Genomic DNA, 18999 nt, shown 5'->3' on the forward strand with positions numbered 1-18999 from the left:
CGAACAAATTGACCGATGACCTCATGCGGGGAGCGTCCGCCGCTATTGCGTGGCGGGAAGCGCGACGCGCATGCCCTCGCGGGCGAGGAAAGCTCCGGGCGAGATCGCCGCGATCTCGGTTTCGATTCGTGCCAGCCGCTCGTCGTCGCAGTGCGGTGCGTGATGGATGCAGGCGAGACGTTTGGCGCCGGCGGCTCGGACCAGCGCCGCGCCCATTTGCGGCGTGGAATGTCCCCAGCCGCGATACTTCGGATACTCGCCCTGTTCCCACATCGCATCATAGGCGACGAGGTCGGCACCAGCCACGAAATCCACCAGCGCCGGGTCAGGCCACGGCTCGGTGTGCTCATTGTCGGTCAGCACCGCCGCCGCGGCGCCCCCATGGTCGATGCGGTAGCCGGTCGCCCCGCCGGGATGATTGAGCGGATGGGTGCGCACCGCGAGCCCGCCAAGGTCGAGTGTCTCTCCCGCCTTGAACCCACGGAAGCGCACGCGCGCCGGCACGTCGTCGAAGCTGAGCGGGAACAGGGGCGGGGAGTAGCATTGCCGCAGCCCTGCTTCCGGGCTCTCTCCACCCAGATTGCCGCAATGGAGCGTGATCTCGGTGCCGGGCGTGAACATCGGAGCGAAGAAGAACAGTCCCTCGATGTGATCGTGGTGGAGATGGGTAAGCAGGATGTCGATCGGGCCGGGCGGCTCCTCGCGCATCGCCATGCCTAGATTGGTGATGCCGCTGCCGGCATCGACGATGACGCGCCGCCGCCCCGCCATGAGCTCGATGCAGGTGGTGTTGCCGCCATATTTCAGCGTCGTCGGCCCCGGCATGACGGCCGAGCCCCGCACGCCCCAGAACGTCATGCTCAGCACCGTGCCATGTCCCTTGTTAGCCACAGCTGGATCCTCGCCTGAACATGCTCATTTCTCATCGAGCGTCGTCACCGCGTCCCAGGTCTCCTCCACGGGCTGGCCCGCGCGAAGCCGGCAACGCTCGGCATAGACGTTATACAACCGCGCAATGCCGCGCGGGGCGACACGCCCGGCACGCACCGCTTGTGCCTCTGCTTTCACGAAGTCCGCCCGACGATAGGCATCGAGCATGGCCTGGTGCCGCGCGTTCAACCGTTCGAAGTCCGGCGACCGGGCGAAAGCGGCGTCACCCGCCAGGGTGAACAGCCGCTGGGGTTGAGCGCGTCCCTTCACCCGGGTGACATCGACTTCAAGCCAGGCAAGGCCATCGGCGAGGTCGCGGGTGGTCTGCGTTGCCAGCACGTCGACGCCGTAGAATTTGGTCGCCCCCTCAAGCCGGGAGGCGAGGTTGACGGTGTCGCCGAGGGCCGAATAATCGAAACGCTTAGTTGAGCCCAGATTGCCGACGCAGCAATCCCCGGTCGCGAGGCCGATGCCGTTGCGCACCTCTATGGCGGTGCTGCCGGCAGCGTCCGCCTCCTCGCGCAGGGCACGGTTGAAGCCTTCCAGTTCGTTCAGCATGGCCAGTGCTGCACCCGCGGCGTGGGCGCCGTGAGCCGGATCGTCGAGCGGCGCGTTCCAGAACGCCATGATGGCGTCGCCAATATATTTGTCGAGCGTGCCGCCTTGTGCCAGCACGACGTCGGTCATCGGCGTCAGATAGCGGTTCATGAAGCGCGTCAGTTCCTGCGCGTCCATGCGCTCCGAGATGGAGGTGAAGTTGCGCACGTCGGTGAACATCACGGTGAGGGTGCGGGTCTCGCCGCCGAGCACCAGCCGGGCCGGATCGGAGGCGAGCTGCTCGATCACCGCCGGCGAGACGAAGCGGCCGAAGGCGTCGCGTACCCAGCGCTTCTGCCGCTGCTCGGCGCTGTAGAGCAGCATGGTGCCGGCGACATAGACCCCGCTTGCCGATGCCACCGGCCCGAACGGGTCGAGCAGCAGATTCCAGTTCCCGAAGGCCCACCAGCTGGCGAAGAACAGCGCTGCGACGACGAGGCCGCCGGCGATCGCGCCGCCCACCGCGCCGGCGAACGGCAGCGCCACGGCCATGGCGATGCCGAGCAGGGCCGCCAGCACCAGTTCGGCGCCGGTCGCCCAATCCGGGCGTGCCAGCCGCGCGCCGCTTACCAGATGCTCGATGAATTGCGCCTGGATCTCGACGCCCGGCACGGCGTCGTCGATCGGGGTGGCACGCAGGTCGAGCAGGCCCGCAGCGCTGGAGCCGACCAGGATGATGCGGCCTTCGATCTCCTCGCGCGGGACCTTCCCGGCCAGCAGCTTGGCGGCGGACATGAAGCGGCCCGGTTCGGTCGGGCCGACCCGCAGCCGCACCTCGCCGGTGGCGTCGGTCGGGGTCTCGATGGCGCCGATCCGCACGGCCAGCATGCCGGTATGCGTGCCATAGGCTTCGTCGCCGCTGGCATTGGAGGAACGCACCACATAGGTCGAGGCGCCTTGCGCGACGCGCAGCGCTTCCGCCCCGAGGCTCGGCACCAGCTGGTCGCGGTAGCGCAGGAAGATCGGCACATGGCGCACGATCTGGTCGCCGTCCGGCAGCCAGTTCAGCGCGCCGAGGCCGGAGGCCGCCGCAACGAACGGCGGCAGCGGCAAGACAGCGCCGGCCAGCTTCGGGGCGAACAGCAGCGGATTGTCGCCGGCGGCGGCGACGCCGAACTTCATCGGAACCTCCGGCGGGGCGTCGGCCGGATTGGGCGTCAGTACCATGCCGAGAACCACCGGCGAGGACTTCAGCACATCGGCGAATTGCGCGTCATTGCCCGGCAGTCCCTCGATGGCCTTGGCCACGGTTTCGCGCACCGGGCCCTCCGGCAGCAGCGCCGCGAGCGCTTCCGGGTTGGTGCGGTCCGATTCGGCGAACATCACGTCGAAGGCGATCGCCGCGGCGCCGTCCTCGGTCAGTCGTGAGATGATCTCGGCGATGCGGGTGCGCGGCCATGGCCACTGGCCGAACTCCGCCAGCGAGGCGTCGTCGATGTCGACGATGCGCACCGGCAGGTCCGGTGTCCAGGCACGAGGCTGGGCCTGCTGGTAGAGGTCGAACAGGTTGTTGCGAATGACGACGTAATAGCGCGGCTGCCAGAGGGTGAGCGCGAGCGCCGCGAGGAGGGGAATGGAGACGGCCGCTGCGTAGAGCGCATGCCGGCGGATCATCGTGCCTCCAAAGCGCGCCGCGCTACCAGGGCCTTTTGCTTTCGGATGGAATCATCCGGGCAACGAGAAAGTGCTCCGGATTCACTATACTGGAGCCTGTTCCGCCGCAAATCTCAGCCGGGCGCTGCGGAACATCCCCTAGAAGCGATAGGCGAAGCTGGTGCCGAACAGCTGTGCGTCGATCTCGCCACTATCGACGTTGGTGTCGGTAAACTCGTAGGAATATTCGAAACGCAGGTCGAGCCCGTCCCGGAAGAAGTTCGGCAGCACAAGTGCCACGCCGGGTGCGAACACGACTTCCTGCAATTCGTTCCTGGGCCGGTCGCTATAGCTATAAGGAGCATTCTCCCAGGAGAATTGGGTCTCGCGGTAAGTGACATCCATCGTCCCGACCACGGTAAGCCACGGCGCGACGGGCTTGGAATAGCCGAGCTTCATCCCCGCTTCGGTGATCGAGCCCGCGCGGGCGCCGTCCCAGTAAATATAGTCGTCCTTGTCCTCCGGCTCGCCGAGATCAGCCCAGCGGAACCAGGGCTGCATGGTAAAGGCGTCATCCTGCGCGAACACGCCCGGGCGGGTGAAACGCCCGACCACGCCGACCACCAAGCCCTCGCTGGCGCTGTAGGCCTCGCCATAGGTGCGATAGCCGACACTGATGTCGACGCGCTGCATCGCGCCGTTGAGATAGCCTTCGAAGCCGATCAGCCCGCCGACCTCCCAGAAGCGAACCCGATCGTCTCCGCCCGGGCCGTATTTGATGGTCTTCTCGGGATACCAGACGGGATCGTACCAGGGATTGGCCATCTCGACGCTGTCGAGCCCGTTGTTCAGCCATGAGAACGTCGCCATCGGCGCAAGGCGCATGGCAATCTGCGGCGTGATCTGGAACATCGGGCCCGATGCCGCGGTGACGTAGCCGCCGTCGAGCTGGGAATTATTGACCCACATCTGCTGCTCGACGCGGGCGGTGGTGCGCCAGCGCAGGTCGCCGGCCGGCCGGTCGTCGCGCATCGACACGCCCGCCGTGAAGAAGGTGTCGGTCTTCTCGGGATAGGAGGAGAAGATGTTCAGATAGGGGTTGGGCGAATAGCCATAAACGTCGAACGTGCCGGTCCGATAGGGATTGGTGTCGACGAACACGCCGCCGTCGAGCGTCCAGACGGTGGTTGCCGGCTCCATGTGCCAGCGTACCCGGCTCAGTCCCTCCCAGGCTTCCATATTGGTGGGATCGAGCATCAGCACGCGCTCATAGGCGGCGAGCGCCCATCGCGGCTTGCCTTTCGTCTCGGCGAGCTTGCCATATTCCAGGCTGGTGGAGACGTTGCCGGGATCGGCCATGATCCGGGTCGACAAATCCGACAATTCGTCGGCCCGTGCGCTTACCGAGGCGACCACCGCCAATATGCACAGACAAAGCGTACGCCCGGCGGGGAGCGGCCTTTTCATTTGCCGCTCCGCCTCCATCGCCCCTGACGCCCGCATGCATCATTCCCTTTCGTCAGAGACAGCCGATTCCCCGCCTGGACCGGTTGCCGGCTACGATAGGATCATCCGTACCCCGTTGACGACCGTCGAAATGCGGCTGAGTCGCAACTTCCCGGGTAATGTGCTTTTCTCTCCACATCGACGTGACTCGTGCCTGCGGGGAGGCCCATCAATGCCGCGCCTGTTTTCTCCGCTTTGCGCGGTCGTTGCCGCCTCGCTGGCCGCCGCTTCGATTGTCGCCGCAACGCCGGCTGGCGCACAGAGCCGCATTGGTGTCGCAGCGGCGGTGCTCAACGAGGTCACCGGGGCGCTGCCGGGCGACCAGCGCCGGCTTTCCACGGGTGACGGGGTTCGCCAGAACGAGGTCATCCGCACCGCTGGCGATGCCTCGACGCAGTTGCTGTTCCGCGACGAGACCGCGCTCTCGATCGGCCCGTCGTCGGAAGTGACGCTCGATCGTTTCGTGTTCGATCCCTCAGGAAGCGCCACCAGCGTCGCCGTCAATCTGTCGAAGGGCGCGCTGCGCTTCGTCTCCGGCGCTTCCGATCCGCGCCGCTACGAGGTCAAGACCCCGCTCGCCGTCATCGGCGTGCGCGGCACGGTCATCGATGTGCGCTACGTCGACGGCAAGGTCTATGTGATCCTTACCGAGGGCGCGACCGACGTGTGCGTCAAGGGCGGGCGCTGCGTGTCGGTGACGAAGCCCGGGGACGCCGTGGTGATCGGGCAGGGCGGCACCATCGACGGGCCGAAGGTGTGGGATGGGCGCATCTACCAGAAGGCTGGCCTGACGTCCTGGCCGCTGTTCGGCTATCGCTTCGAGAACGACCGCACGCGCGACACGGTGGCTCCCGGCCTGCGGTCGGGCGGCATTCTCCGGGGACAGACACAATCCCTGCCTTCGGGCGGCGAGGGCGGCTAGAGTTCCATTCGCCTGGATGGATTCATCCCAGCGAATGGAAGTATTCAAGGCATGCTCTGATCGCAAAGATTTTCTAGTTTCCTGCGAATCTTTTCCAGTGATCGCTGCAACGCGCAGGACGTGCGATCCTGACCGCTGCGATATCATGAAGTGATCGCCGATTGTTTCGGCTTCGTCACGACCAAGTTCAATGCGCGAGACGAAATGGGAACGTCATGCTGATCGGCAGCATGACGAACCGCTGCACGCGAGCACGTCTCGACCGGGCCCGGTCACGATTGCGCTATCGAGCGCGGGCCGCCCGTAAACCCTACGGAAAGTAGAGAAGTTTCGAAACTCGCTATAAGGTCGAAGCTTTGCTATGATGTTTACTTGGCCAAGCGTGAGCTGACGCGCCGAGCGTCTGAACGCGGTCGGCTCCTTCATGAGCGTGAACAGAACGGGGGGCTCCGTCATGCGCTTTCGATATCACGAGTACTTGGGAAGATGTGCGAGCGTTTGTTTGTTCGCATTCGTATTGGCTTTCACTGCGGTGGATCCCGCACACGCCATCACGGCGAGCGGCGTCGCCGTTTCGGTGGTGCCCGCAGCGGCTGCGGCCGGCACCACGGGGCGTCGTACGCTTCAGGTGGATGGCGATGTCTTCATGGGTGACAAGGTCCAGACTGGACCGGGCGGTGAAGCCCAGATCCAGTTCAAGGACTCGACCAAGCTGGTGGTCGGCCCGAATTCCTCGATGACGATCGACGCTTTCGTGTTCGACGAGAGCAACACGGCGCGCAAGGTCACCATGAACGCGACCAAGGGCGCGTTCCGCTTCATCACCGGTAGCAGCGCGAAGCAGGCCTATACGATCAACACGCCGACCGCGACGATCGGCGTCCGCGGCACGCGCTTCGATTTCACGGTGGCGGGCAACGGCGAAATGACCTTCGCCATTTTCGAGGGCCAGGCGCGGGTCTGCGACCGCAGCGGCGTCTGCCGGGATGTGCGCGGCGGCTGCGAGGTGGTGATTACGCCGCCGGGCGGCGGCGTCCAGCCGGCAAACTGGGGCGCACCCGTTGCCACCAAGTTCCCCTATGTCGAATCGCAGGACAGCTTGCTTCCCGCGTTCCGGGTGAACACGGCGGGATGCAATGGCCGTAGCGGCGCACGCGAGCGCGCCACTGATGCCGACTTGGGGCGGACAAGCCCGCGGGCGCGCGCGAGTTCCCCACCTCAGCCGGACCCGCCCGACCATGAGCACGATCCGCATTGCGGATATGGTGGTGAAGAGGGCGGGTATGGTGGCGAGGCCCAGCGTACAGGTACCTTCTCGACCGCAGACTCGACCATCAGCGGGGGTGCCCGGAGCTTCGGAGGCTTTGGGGGTGCCTTCGGATCACGCGACGGCAAGGGCCAAAAGACCGGCAGCAGCTTCGGCGGTTCGCGATCCGGCCGCAGCAATGGCCCCAACGGCAAATAGCCGGGTGGACCGTGGACGGCGTTAGCCGCCCAAAGCCGCGCCGGCTCGATAGTGATTACGGGAAAGGCGGCGTCGGATCGACGCCGCCTTTCGATATTTCGTGCATCAACCGTTCACTGCCGAGTTGCTCGCGGCCGGCCAGGCTCCAAGGTCCCAACCCTGCGTTCATTCGCAGTTAGATCGAAGCCGAACACAAGTCGGGCCGGATCCCGAGGCTTGGGCCACTGCCGCTTCGAACCGCGCATGAGTGTGTGAACAGTCTCCCGCCCATGTACTCATTGTGGAATTGGTCGAAATGTTCCGCTAGCCTGAGCGGCTGAAGCCGAAGACGCCGTCAAGGCGCGCGGCAGGGTGAAGGAGGCGCCCTCATGAACCCGTCGCACGAGCCCTGGCTCGTTGCGCTTTCGCTGTTTGTGGCGTTCCAGGGCAGCTATGTCGGGCTGCATCTGGCACGGCAGGTGGAAGCTGCGGGTGGCCTGCGTCGCCGTGCGCTGATCGGCGCATCCGCGCTATCGCTGGCGCTTGGCATCTGGACCATGCATTTCGTCGGCATACTGGCGGTCAGGCTACCGGTCGCCGTCGATTTCCTGGTGCTGCCGACGCTGCTCTCTTTCCTGATCTGCGTGCTGGTGGTCGGCTTCGCCGTGTTTGCAGTCAGCGCCGGCGCACCGAGCCGAACGCGCATTGCGTTGGCCGCCGTCTTCATGGGCGCCGGCATCGTCGCCATGCATTATCTCGGCATGTATGCGCTGCATGCCAGCCTGCACATGACGCACGATCCGCGCTGGGTGGCGGCGAGCATCCTGGTCGGCGTCGCCTCGTCAGGCATCGCGCTGTGGCTCGGCTTCGGGGAGGGGGCCAAAGGGCCAGTGCTGGTCCCCGCCGTGCTGATGGGCCTTGCCATCTCTGCCATGCACTATTCCGCCATGGCCGGCGTGACCTTTCAGACTCACGAGATGGCGATGCCGATGGAGATGCCGGCGTTCTCGCCGGGCCTGCTCGCTATCGTGGTCTCGGTGGTGGCGTTCGTGGTGTCGGGCCTGTTCCTGCTGACGCTGATCCCCGAAGGACAGGGAGCACACGCGGCGGCAATCGAACCCAATCCCGCCACTGAGATCGCACCCGTCCCGCCCGCGAGCGGGAGCTATGTCCGCACCCTGCCGGTGGAACGGGACGGACTGCACCGCCATCTCGATGTCGGGCATCTCGTCGCCGTGCAGGCACAGGCGCATTACAGCCAGCTGTTCGACGGCGACACGACGTGGTTCTGCCCGCTCTCCATCTCCGAGGTGGAGGCCGGGCTCGACCCGGCGGTGTTCGTCCGGGTTCACCGCAGCCATATCGTCAATCTCGATCGGGTGTCCTCGCTGAAGAATGTCGCCGATGCCGCGGCCGTGGCGATGATGGCGCACACGCCCTACCGCGCGCCGGTCAGCCGCTCGCGCCGGCGCTGGCTGAGGCAGCGGCTGGAGGAAAGGCTGCATCTCGCCGAGTGATTCAGCGCGGTGCTGCACTGCGGCGCGCTAGGCCGGAATTCATGAGCGTGCATCTGGAATAACAGACACGCTCCCACCAAGTGCGCCAGCAATGCTGACGCAATTCGTGCAAAAAGCCTGCGTTCGTGCGCGCGCCCGCTCGCTTGTGCATGTCGCGTTGTTGTGCGGCGCACTGCCTCGCATCCTCACCCTGGAACCGTCCCAAAAGTGGCGCGAAGCCACGGCGTGAAACCGAGGAGGAGTGCCCCCGTGATCCCGGGTCCATTTACCTTTCACCGGCCGTCGAGCCTGACCGATGCGGTCACGCTGCTCGCTGCGCTCGGCGACGATGCCCGCCCGCTGGCCGGCGGCCACAGCCTCATCCCGATGATGAAGCTGCGCATGGCCGCGCCGGAGCACCTTATCGACCTAGCCGGTATCGCCGAGTTGAAGGGCGTGAGAGAGGATGGCGACGCCATCGTCATCGGCGCCGGCGTGACGCAGGCCGAGATGGTCCGCTCCGAACTGCTTGCTACGAAGCTGCCGGTCATCCGCGAGACCTCGCTGCTGATCGCCGATCCGCAGGTGCGCTACATGGGTACGCTTGGCGGCAATGTCGCTAATGGCGATCCCGGCAATGACATGCCGGCGCTGATGATGGCGCTGGATGCCGCCTATGTGCTGGAGGGCGTCGCGGGAGAGCGCCGCATCGCCGCGCGTGACTTCTATAACGGCGCCTATGACACCGCGCTGGGGCCAGGCGAGATCCTCGCCAGCGTGCGCATTCCCATCCCGCCCGCCGGGCAGGGTGCCGCCTATGAGAAGCTGAAGCGCAAGATCGGCGACTACGCCACGGCCGCTGCCGCGGTGGTGCTGACGCTGAAAGGCGACGCCGTCGCCGGCTGCGCCATTGCGCTCACCAATGTCGCCGACCGGCCGCTGTTCGCCGAGGACGCCAGCGCCGCCGCCATCGGCGCCACGCTCGATACCGCCACGGTAAAGCGTGTTGCCGAACTCGCGAAGGCCATCACCGACCCCGCCGCGGACGGCCGCGGCCCGGCGGATTATCGCCGCGAGATGGCCGGCGTGATGGTCGCCCGCGCCCTTCTCAAAGCCGCCTCTCGCGCCAAAGGAGCCTGAACATGGCTGATGCATCCGAGGCGATCGAGGAGGTCGCCGTCTCCCTCACCGTCAATGGCAAGCGCCAGCGCGGCTTTGTCGAGCCGCGCACGCTGCTGATCCATTTCCTGCGCGAGCAACTGAATCTCACCGGCGCGCATATTGGCTGCGACACCTCGCATTGCGGGGCCTGCACCGTCGAGCTCGACGGCATGTCGGTGAAGTCCTGCACCGTGTTCGCCGTACAGGCCGATGGCGGCACCATCACCACCATCGAGGGCATGGCGGCGCCGGACGGCACGCTCTCCGCCCTGCAGGAAGGCTTCCGCCAGATGCACGGCCTGCAATGCGGCTTCTGTACGCCCGGAATGATCATGCGGGCGCATGTGCTGCTGAAGGAGAACCCTGACCCGAGCGAAGAGGAGATCCGCTTCGGCATTGCCGGGAATTTGTGCCGCTGTACCGGCTACCAGAACATCGTCAAGGCAATCCAGTACGCCGCGGCCAAGCTCAATGGGCATGCTTTCCAGGAGGCCGCGGAATGAACGAGATGGTCATCACGCGCGAGCAGCGCGAGGCGCGCCTGGAAGGCATGGGCTGCAAGCGCAAGCGGGTCGAGGACATCCGCTTCACGCAAGGCCGGGGCAATTATGTCGACGACATCAAGCTGCCGGGCATGCTGCACGGCGACTTCGTGCGCTCGCCCTATGCCCACGCAAAAATCACCCGCATCAACACCTCGAAGGCGGCGGCGCTGCCGGGGGTGATCGCGGTCATCACCGCCGAGGAACTGAAGCCACTCGGCCTGCACTGGATGCCGACGCTCGCGGGCGACGTGCAGGCGGTGCTGGCGGACGGCAAGGTGTGCTTCCAGAACCAGGAGGTCGCCTTCGTCGTCGCCGAGAACCGCTACATTGCCGACGACGCCATCCAGCTGGTCGAGGTGGAGTATGAGGCGCTGCCGGTGCTGGTCGATCCGTTCCATTCGATGGACCCGGACGCGCCCATCCTGCGCCCCGACCTCGACGGCAAGACCGTCGGCGCTCACGGCCCGCGCAAGCACCCGAACCACATCTTCAACTGGGCGGTCGGCGATCGCGCGGCTACCGACGAGGCATTCAACGGCGCCGAGGTGACGATCAAGGAACTGATCTCCTATCACCGCACCCATCCCTCGCCACTGGAGACCTGCCAGTGCCTGGCGTCCTTCGACAAGGTGAAGGGTGAACTGACGCTCTACGGCACCTTCCAGGCGCCGCACGTCATCCGCACCGTGGCCTCTCTGTTGTCCAAGATCCCGGAACACAAGATCCATGTGATCGCGCCGGATATTGGCGGCGGCTTCGGCAACAAGGTCGGCGCCTATGCCGGCTATATCTGCTCGATCGTCGCCTCCATCGTCACTGGCCTGCCGGTGAAATGGGTCGAGGATCGGATGGAGAACCTCTCCACCACCTCGTTTGCCCGCGACTATCACATGACCACCGAGATCGCGGCGACGCGGGAAGGCCGCGTCACCGGCCTGCGCGTGCATGTGCTGGCCGATCACGGCGCGTTCGACGCCTGCGCCGATCCTTCGAAATGGCCGGCCGGCTTCTTCAACATCGTCACCGGTTCCTATGATTTCCCGGTGGCGCATCTGGAGGTCGACGGCGTCTACACCAACAAGGCACCAGGCGGCGTCGCCTATCGCTGCTCGTTCCGGGTGACCGAGGCGGCCTATTGCATCGAGCGGGCGATGGACATCCTCGCGCAAAAGCTCGGCATGGATCCGGCGGACCTCAGGATGAAGAACTTCATCCGCCGCGAGCAGTTTCCCTACCACTCGGCACTTGGCTGGGAATACGATTCCGGCGACTACCACCTCGCCATGCAGAAGGCGATGGATGCCATCGACTATCGCGGCCTGCGCGCTGAGCAGAAAGCGAAACAGGAAGCCTTCAGGCGCGGCGAGACCCGCGAGATCATGGGGCTCGGTGTCTCCTTCTTCACCGAGATCGTCGGCGCCGGGCCTTCCAAAAATTGCGACATCCTCGGCGTCGCCATGTTCGACAGCGCCGAGATCCGCATCCACCCCACTGGCTCGATCATCGCCCGCATGGGCACCAAGAGCCAAGGCCAGGGCCACGAGACCACCTGGGCGCAGATCATCGCCACCGAGCTCGGCATCCCCGCCGACGACATCATGATCGAGGAAGGCAACACCGACACCGCGCCTTACGGCCTCGGCACCTATGGCTCGCGCTCGACGCCGGTGGCCGGCGCGGCGATCGCGCTGTGCGCCCGCAAGATCCGGGCGAAGGCGCAGATGATCGCCGCGCACCTGCTCGAAGTCTCGGAATACGATCTCGAATGGGATATTGACGGCTTCCGGGTGAAGGGTGTTCCCGAGCGCTCCAAGACCATGAAGGAGATCGCCTGGGCGGCCTATAATTCGCCGCCTCCGGGCCTGGAGCCGGGGCTTGAGGCGGTGAACTACTACGACCCGCCCAACATGACCTATCCGTTCGGCGCTTATTTCTGCGTGATGGACATCGACGTCGATACCGGCGTCGCCAAGATCCGGCGCTTCTACGCGCTCGACGATTGCGGCACCCGCATCAACCCGATGATCATCGAGGGCCAGGTGCATGGCGGCCTCACCGAGGCCTTTGCCATCGCCATGGGGCAGGAGATCAAATACGACGAGACCGGCAATGTGATGGGCGCGTCCTTCATGGACTTCTTCCTGCCTACGGCGGTCGAGACCCCGAAATGGGAGACCGACTTCACCGTCACGCCCTCGCCGCACCATCCGATCGGCGCCAAGGGGGTGGGCGAGAGCCCGAATGTCGGCGGAGTGCCGGCTTTCTCCAACGCGGTCAACGACGCCTTCGGGTTCCTGGGGTCGACGCACATGCAGATGCCGCACCACCCGTGGCGGCTCTGGCAATTGGCGAAGACACTCGGCGTCTGACGCCGCGAGGCTTGAGCACCATGAGCATCGCGGACCGCACCCGCATCGCGGAACGTCTTGCCGACGTCGGCTATATCGCCGACGCCGGCCTCGCCACCGCGCTCACCCTGATGGACATGCTGAAGCGCCCGCTGCTGCTGGAAGGCGAGGCGGGCGTCGGCAAGACCGAGGTCGCCAAGGCGCTTGCCGCCATCCACGGCGCCGAGCTGATCCGGCTGCAATGCTATGAGGGGCTGGACCGCGCCGACGCGCTCTATGAGTGGAACTACCAGCGCCAGCTCCTTGCCATCAAGGCGCGCGAGGGCGCTGACCCCGACACAGTCGAGGCGCATATCTTCTCGGAGGACTATCTGCTGGAGCGCCCGCTGCTGGCGGCGATCCGCCGGACGCAGGCGCCGGTACTGTTGATCGACGAGATCGACCGTGCCGACGAGGAGTTCGAGGCCTTCCTGCTGGAACTGCTTTCCGACTTCCAGGTGTCGATCCCGGAACTCGGCACGGTGCGCGCCGTCGCGATCCCTCGCGTGGTGCTGACTTCCAACGGCACTCGCGAACTGTCCGATGCGCTGCGCCGGCGCTGCCTCTACCACGCCATCGACTTCCCCGACGTCGATCGCGAGGCGCGCATATTGCTCGCCCGCACTCCTGGGATCGACACCGCGCTGGCCCTCCAGATCGCCCGGCTGATGGGCGAGATGCGCAAGCAGGACTTGTCCAAGACACCCGGCGTCGCGGAGACGCTGGACTGGGCGGCGGCGCTGGTCGGCCTCGGCGTGTCGCGGCTGGATGCCGACCGCGAGGCGGTGTTCGAAACGCTGGCCTGCGTGCTGAAGACCCGAGAGGACCGCTCCCGCCTTACCCGCGAAGTGAGCGACCGGCTGATCGGGAAGGTGGCGTGAGATGGCTGCTTTGGCTTTCCGCTCCCCCGATGACATCGGACCTGCGGTCCGCACCCGGCTCGCCGGGTTCGTGCGCACCTTGCGCGACAACGGCTTCAAGCTCGGTCACGCCGAGGCCGGCGACGCGCTCGCCGTCCTCGCCGCGCCGGGCATGGAGCGTCCCTCCATCCTAAGGCCGGCTTTGCGCGCGCTGCTGTGCGGGCGCCGCTCGGACTGGGAAGCGTTCGACGCGCTGTTCGAGGCCTTCTGGCTCGGGCGCGGCGTGAAGTCCCGGGTGACCGCCTCCGGCACTGCCGGCGCCGCCAAGCCTTCGCTCAAGGCCCCGGCGGCAGGGCCGAACGGTACTCACGGGCCCGCCAGCGATGTGGAACGTGGCGGCGAGATGGAGATCGAGGCCGAGCCCTCGGGCCGCCGCGAAGGCGCCAGCCGGGTCGAAAGCCTCGCCCGTACTGATTTCCGCAAGATCGCCGACCCGGAGGCACTGGCCGAGGCCCATGCGCTGGCGGAACGGCTGGCCCGCTCCATGCGCGCCCGCCTCACCCGGCGCGAGCGCATCGCCCGGCGCGGCCGGCGTATCGATCTGCGCCGCACCATCCGCGCCAGCCTGCCGACCGGCGGCGTGCCGCTCGACCTCGTCATGAAGCGCCGCCGCACGCGGCCGCTGCGGCTCGTCGTGCTGCTCGATGCTTCCGGCTCGATGAGCCTCTATACCGGCGTGTTCTTCCGCTTCGTGCACGGCGTGCTCGACGCCTTCCGCGAGGCCGAAGCCTTCCTGTTCCATACCCGCCTGGTCCATGTGTCCGATGCCATGCGCGAGCGGGACGCCGCCCGTGCGCTCGACCGCATGAGCCTGATGGCGGAAGGCGTCGGTGGCGGCACGCGGATCGGCGAGAGCCTCAACGCCTTCAATCGCGGGCACGCGGCGCGGGTCATTCATTCGCGCACCTGCGTGATGATCCTGTCCGACGGCTACGACACCGGCGAGCCGGAACGTCTTGGCACTGAAATGGCGGCGCTGCGCCGCCGCTGCCGGCGCATCGTCTGGCTCAATCCGCTGATCGGCTGGGACGGCTACGAGCCGGTTGCCCGCGGCATGGCCGCCGCGCTGCCGCACGTCGCGCTGTTCGCCCCCGCCCATAATCTCGAGAGCCTCGCGGCGCTCGAACCCTATCTCGCCCGGTTGTGAAGGAGGCTCACATGAGACCTCAGCCCGATGTCATCGATCTCATCGCCAATCTGAAGGCTCGTGGCGAGCCGTTCGCCCTTGCCACCGTGGTGCGCACCGTCTCCGTCACCGCCGCGAAAGCCGGGGCGAAGGCGGTGATCCGGCCGGACGGCACCGTCTCCGAGGGGTGGATCGGCGGCGGCTGTGCCCGCGCCGCGGTGCTTTCCGCTGCCCGCGAGGCCATTGCCGACGGACGCTCCCGCCTCGTCTCGCTGCTGCCCAAGGACCTCTTCACCGAGCGCGAACTGCAGCAGGGCGAGGAGCGTGAGGGCGTGCGCTTCGCCCGCAACATGTGCCCGAGCCAGGGAACCATGGATATCTTCGTGGAGCCGATGCTGCTCGCGCCTTCGCTGGTGATCTTCGGCGCCAGCCCGGTGGCGGTGGCGCTGTCGGACATCGCGCCGCGCTTCGGCTACCGCGTCACCGTCTGCGCCCCGCCCGAGGATCAGCCGCTGTTCGCGGAAGCCGACCGGCGCATCGAGGGCTACGCCTTGCCGGCGACCGAGGAGGGGCATCGCTTCCTCATCGTCTCGACGCAGGGGCGCGGCGACGAGGCCGCGCTCACTGCCGCGCTGTCGGCGGAGGCCGACCATGTCGCCTTTGTCGGCAGCCGTCGCAAGGTTGCGGCGCTGCGCGAGAAGATCCTCGCCAACGGCCTGCCGGCGGAGCGCTTCGACCGGCTCAAGGGCCCGGCCGGGCTCGACCTCGGCGCCGTCACCCCGGAAGAGATCGCGCTTTCCATCCTTGCCGAGATTCTCGCCGTGCGCCGGCAGGGCCGGCAGATCGCCGCCAATCATTGAGGGACACGCCATGCAGATGACCGACAGCCAACGCATCGCCGCTCCGCGCGAGCAGGTCTGGACCGCGCTCAATGATCCCGAGGTGCTGAAGCGCTGCATTCCCGGCTGCGAGAGCCTGGAGATGACCTCGCCCAATGAGATGACCGCGAGCGTGGTGCTCAAGGTCGGGCCGGTGAAGGCGAAGTTCGCCGGCAAGGTCACGCTGTCCGACCTCGACCCGCCGAACGGCTACCGCATCACCGGGGAGGGCTCGGGCGGCGTCGCCGGCTTTGCCAAGGGCGGCGCCACGGTGCGGCTGGAGGAGGACGGCCCTGCCGCCACCATCCTTCACTACGAGGTCGATGCGCAGATCGGTGGCAAGCTGGCCCAGCTTGGCGGGCGGCTGATCGATTCCACCGCGAAGAAGCTCGCTGCCGAATTCTTCGACAATCTCGCCGGCATCCTGGCCCCCGCAGCGCCGGAGCCGGTGTCCGAGGAAGCGGGGGAGGGCGCGGTCAAGAAAGGCTGGCTCGGCGGCCTGTTCTCGAAGCCGGGCACCGCGACGACACTGATCGCGCTGATCGTTGCCGGCGCGCTCCTCGGCCACGCCTGCTGCCTCTTCCATCCGGCACAGGCCGGGATGGCGAATGGGTTTCCGATCTGCACCGGGCTGGCGGGAACGGTCTAGTTGAGCGCGTCCTGGTTCAGGGAAAGGATCAGGACGCGCTTGAGGTTGTCATTCACAGCGCCGGTGTTCATCTCGAAATTCAAGGCCGGGTACCTCGCCTTGAGCGAGTTCGCCAGCTTGTTCGCCGTATTGAGCGCCGATGGCTGGTAGAGGATCGATGAATTCATCGAATCCGAGATGTTGGTCTCGGAAACATCGACGTCGAAGCCAAGAGACCGGATCACATTGACGAAGCGCTCGAGCTTGTTCTTGTTCGAGGTGCCGGCCGCGGCGGCGAAGATGCGTACGCTGTAGCGGTCAGCAGCGGGCGCCGGTTGCGGCTGGCCCGGCTGTTGTGGCGTGGGCGCGGCGCCGGTTGCCGGAACCGCCGTCGGTGGCGGAGGAGCTGCATTCGCAGCCGGGGGTGGCGGAGCCGGCGCAGAGGCCGGTACATCGGGTATCGTGGGCACGGTTGGCGCGGCCGGCGTGGCAGACGCGCTCGCCTGCAGCGCCCGGACAGCGTCCTTCAGCTCCGTCTGGGTCGCCTGCAGCCGTGCATTATCCTTGTCGAGTATCGCGAGCCACATGGCCATATAGACGGTCGCCACACCCAGCAGAGTGACGAGCGCGAGAGCCATCAAGCCGACCACCAGCGCAACTGTCGTGCGGGGGCGCGAATATCCGAACTCGTCTTCCATGCGTCGCGACTCCTGATCGATAACATTCTCATCCGGCACGACTTCGGCCAAGTCGGGGCAGCCATTGCCGGGGCGTATTTATCTCCTACGGCTGCGGTAGCCGACCCGACGGAATATTCCGCCGCGAGACGGCGCGGCTCGGTGATGGGTTGCCCACCTGGCGCGCTGCCCGCCCGGCACGCGGCCGATCATACGCGCTGGACAAGACCGATGAGGTCGGGCTGAGTTGCCGCGCCAGGTCGGCCAAGGGAGGCAGGTTTTGACATCCCGTATCGAAGACTACGCGCTGATCGGCGATTGCGAGACCGCCGCGCTGGTATCGCGCACCGGCTCGATCGATTGGCTCTGTTTCCCCCGTTTCGACTCCGGGGCCTGCTTCGCCGCGCTGCTCGGCACTGCCGAGAATGGGCGCTGGTACATCGCCCCGAGGGATCCCGATGCACGCGTAACCCGCCGCTATCGGCCGGATACGCTCATTCTCGAGACCACGTTCGAGACCGCCGACGGTGTCGCGACCCTGATCGACTTCATGCCGCCGCGCGACGGTGCCAGCGACCTCGTGCGCCTGGTCGTCGGGGAGCGCGGACACGTCGAGTTCGATACCGATTTCGTCGTGCGCTTCGACTATGGCCGCACTGTTCCCTGGGTGACGCGGGATCAGGACGGCTCGATCTGCGCGGTAGCGGGGCCGGACCGGCTCACTCTGGTGACCCCCGTCGCGCTCGATGGCGAGGACCTGCATACCGGTGGAACATTCCGTGTCTCTGCCGGCGAGCGTATCCCGTTCGTACTCACCTACGGGCCGTCGAATGGACCTCGTCCTGCGCATCAGGACGTGGAGGCGGTGCTGGCCGACACGGAGGCTTACTGGCGGGACTTTGCCGCTCGCTGCCCGCCGGTCGGCCCCTGGACGGCGGCGGTCAAGCGCTCGCTCATCACCCTCAAGGCTCTGACCTACGCTCCGACGGGGGGCATCGTTGCCGCCGCCACCACATCCTTGCCCGAGCAACTCGGCGGCGAGCGAAACTGGGACTACCGCTATTGCTGGCTGCGCGATGCCACCATGACGCTGATGGCCTTCATGAAGCTTGGCTACTACGAGGAAGCATCCGCGTGGCGAGAATGGCTGATGCGGGCAATCGCGGGAGCTCCGGACCAGATCCAGATCATGTACGGCGTCGCCGGCGAGCGCCAATTGCTCGAATGGGAGGTGCCGTGGCTGCGGGGATTTGGCGACTCACGGCCGGTCCGCATCGGGAACGCTGCCGCGGACCAGCTCCAGCTCGATGTCTTCGGCGAAGTGGCGGACGCCATGGCGCAGGCGCTCAAGGGCGGGCTGCCGCCGCACCCGCGCTCGCAGGCGATCAGGAGCGTGACCCTGCCGTTCCTGGAGCAGGCCTGGCGCCAGCCCGACGAGGGCATATGGGAGGTGAGAGGAGGGCGCCAGCACTTCACCCATTCCAAGGTGATGGCATGGGTAGCTTTCGATCGCGCAGCCACGCTTGCCACGAATGCCGAAGGCGGCAGCGAGGTCGCCGCCCGCTGGCGAAGCGTCGCCGACGCGATCCACGCCGACGTCTGTGCGAAGGCCTATGACCAGGAACTGGCCAGTTTTGTCCAGGCCTATGGTTCGAAAACCATTGATGCCAGCGTGCTGCAGATTCCGCTGGTTGGCTTCCTGCCTGCGGATGATCCGCGCGTCGTCGGCACCGTGGCCGCGGTTGAAAAATGGCTGGTGCGCGACGGGCTCGTGCTGCGCTATCGCACCGAGCTAACCGACGACGGCCTGCCGCCCGGGGAGGGCGCCTTTCTGGCGTGCAGCTTCTGGCTGGCGGACGTCCTGGTGCTGCAAGAGCGATTTGAAGATGCGCGGCGGCTCTTCGACCGGCTTACAGGCCTGTGCAATGACGTCGGTTTGCTGGCAGAGGAATATGATCCTGTCGCTGGCAGGATGCTGGGAAATTTCCCGCAGGCGTTTAGCCATGTCGGGCTCATCAACACCGCACTCAATCTTGCCCGCGCCAGCGGCCCGGCGGAGGAGCGTGCGGAAGGTGCTGATGAAGCGCCTGACCAGGCTCACGCTTGACTGCCGCGCGATTACTTCAACGCGTCACCGCTGACCAGGTTGGATGTAGTATCTTGAAGCGACGGAAGCTCTTGCGTGTTGG

At 66.4% G+C, this 18999-nt stretch carries 15 protein-coding genes; 11 read left to right on the top strand and 4 right to left on the bottom strand.

Annotated features, from left to right (window positions below; translation table 11 throughout):
• Positions 1-42: 42 nt before the first annotated feature.
• The 3 genes from G3545_RS01785 to G3545_RS01795 all read right to left on the bottom strand — a co-directional run bounded on the left by G3545_RS01785 (position 43) and on the right by G3545_RS01795 (position 4587).
• On the bottom strand, positions 43-891 hold the full coding sequence (locus G3545_RS01785) for an MBL fold metallo-hydrolase (RefSeq protein WP_246702650.1): 849 nt from the start codon (positions 889-891) through the stop codon (positions 43-45).
• 24 nt (positions 892-915) lie between these two features.
• Positions 916-3141 carry an adenylate/guanylate cyclase domain-containing protein gene (locus tag G3545_RS01790; protein WP_170009292.1) on the bottom strand — a complete coding sequence of 742 codons (2226 nt, stop codon included), beginning with the start codon at positions 3139-3141 and terminating at the stop codon, positions 916-918.
• Positions 3142-3279: 138 nt separating this feature from the next.
• Positions 3280-4587: a hypothetical protein gene (locus G3545_RS01795; RefSeq protein WP_170009294.1), complete on the bottom strand. Its 1308-nt coding sequence runs from the start codon at positions 4585-4587 to the stop codon at positions 3280-3282.
• A gap of 211 nt (positions 4588-4798) precedes the next feature.
• On the opposite strand from G3545_RS01795, the gene G3545_RS01800 reads away from it, so the two are divergent.
• The 10 genes from G3545_RS01800 to G3545_RS01845 all read left to right on the top strand — a co-directional run bounded on the left by G3545_RS01800 (position 4799) and on the right by G3545_RS01845 (position 16154).
• Entirely contained in the window at positions 4799-5548 is a 750-nt protein-coding gene (locus G3545_RS01800; RefSeq protein ID WP_170009296.1) for a FecR domain-containing protein, read from the top strand.
• 454 nt (positions 5549-6002) lie between these two features.
• Positions 6003-7013, top strand: a complete 1011-nt coding sequence (locus G3545_RS01805; RefSeq protein ID WP_170009298.1) for a FecR domain-containing protein — start codon at positions 6003-6005, stop codon at positions 7011-7013.
• A 368-nt stretch (positions 7014-7381) separates the two neighbouring features.
• Positions 7382-8509, top strand: coding sequence for an MHYT domain-containing protein (locus G3545_RS01810; RefSeq protein WP_170009300.1), 1128 nt, complete (start codon positions 7382-7384; stop codon positions 8507-8509).
• Positions 8510-8758: 249 nt separating this feature from the next.
• Positions 8759-9628, top strand: coding sequence for a xanthine dehydrogenase family protein subunit M (locus tag G3545_RS01815; RefSeq protein ID WP_170009302.1), 870 nt, complete (start codon positions 8759-8761; stop codon positions 9626-9628).
• A 2-nt stretch (positions 9629-9630) separates the two neighbouring features.
• Positions 9631-10152 (top strand): (2Fe-2S)-binding protein, encoded by a 522-nt coding sequence (locus G3545_RS01820; protein WP_170009304.1) that lies wholly within the window; start codon positions 9631-9633, stop codon positions 10150-10152.
• On the top strand, positions 10149-12563 hold the full coding sequence (locus tag G3545_RS01825) for an aerobic carbon-monoxide dehydrogenase large subunit (protein WP_170009306.1): 2415 nt from the start codon (positions 10149-10151) through the stop codon (positions 12561-12563). The genes G3545_RS01820 and G3545_RS01825 overlap by 4 nt, the downstream gene beginning before the upstream one ends.
• 20 nt (positions 12564-12583) lie before the next feature.
• Positions 12584-13462 (top strand): MoxR family ATPase, encoded by an 879-nt coding sequence (locus tag G3545_RS01830; protein WP_170009308.1) that lies wholly within the window; start codon positions 12584-12586, stop codon positions 13460-13462.
• A 1-nt stretch (position 13463) separates the two neighbouring features.
• Positions 13464-14648, top strand: a complete 1185-nt coding sequence (locus tag G3545_RS01835; RefSeq protein WP_170009310.1) for a VWA domain-containing protein — start codon at positions 13464-13466, stop codon at positions 14646-14648.
• A gap of 11 nt (positions 14649-14659) precedes the next feature.
• Positions 14660-15487: an XdhC/CoxI family protein gene (locus tag G3545_RS01840; RefSeq protein ID WP_170009312.1), complete on the top strand. Its 828-nt coding sequence runs from the start codon at positions 14660-14662 to the stop codon at positions 15485-15487.
• Between the two features lie 16 nt (positions 15488-15503).
• Positions 15504-16154 (top strand): carbon monoxide dehydrogenase subunit G, encoded by a 651-nt coding sequence (locus G3545_RS01845; protein WP_348644614.1) that lies wholly within the window; start codon positions 15504-15506, stop codon positions 16152-16154.
• Here the strand turns inward: G3545_RS01845 and G3545_RS01850 are convergent.
• Positions 16151-16831 carry a hypothetical protein gene (locus G3545_RS01850; RefSeq protein ID WP_170009316.1) on the bottom strand — a complete coding sequence of 227 codons (681 nt, stop codon included), beginning with the start codon at positions 16829-16831 and terminating at the stop codon, positions 16151-16153. The genes G3545_RS01845 and G3545_RS01850 overlap by 4 nt on opposite strands.
• A 259-nt stretch (positions 16832-17090) precedes the next feature.
• Between G3545_RS01850 and G3545_RS01855 the strand changes: the two genes are divergently transcribed.
• Complete coding sequence (locus tag G3545_RS01855; protein WP_170009318.1) at positions 17091-18917, top strand: glycoside hydrolase family 15 protein; 1827 nt, start codon at positions 17091-17093, stop codon at positions 18915-18917.
• The last annotated feature ends 82 nt before the right edge of the window (positions 18918-18999 follow it).

This window comes from Starkeya sp. ORNL1 (assembly GCF_012971745.1).
Taxonomy (GTDB): Bacteria; Pseudomonadota; Alphaproteobacteria; order Rhizobiales; family Xanthobacteraceae; genus Ancylobacter.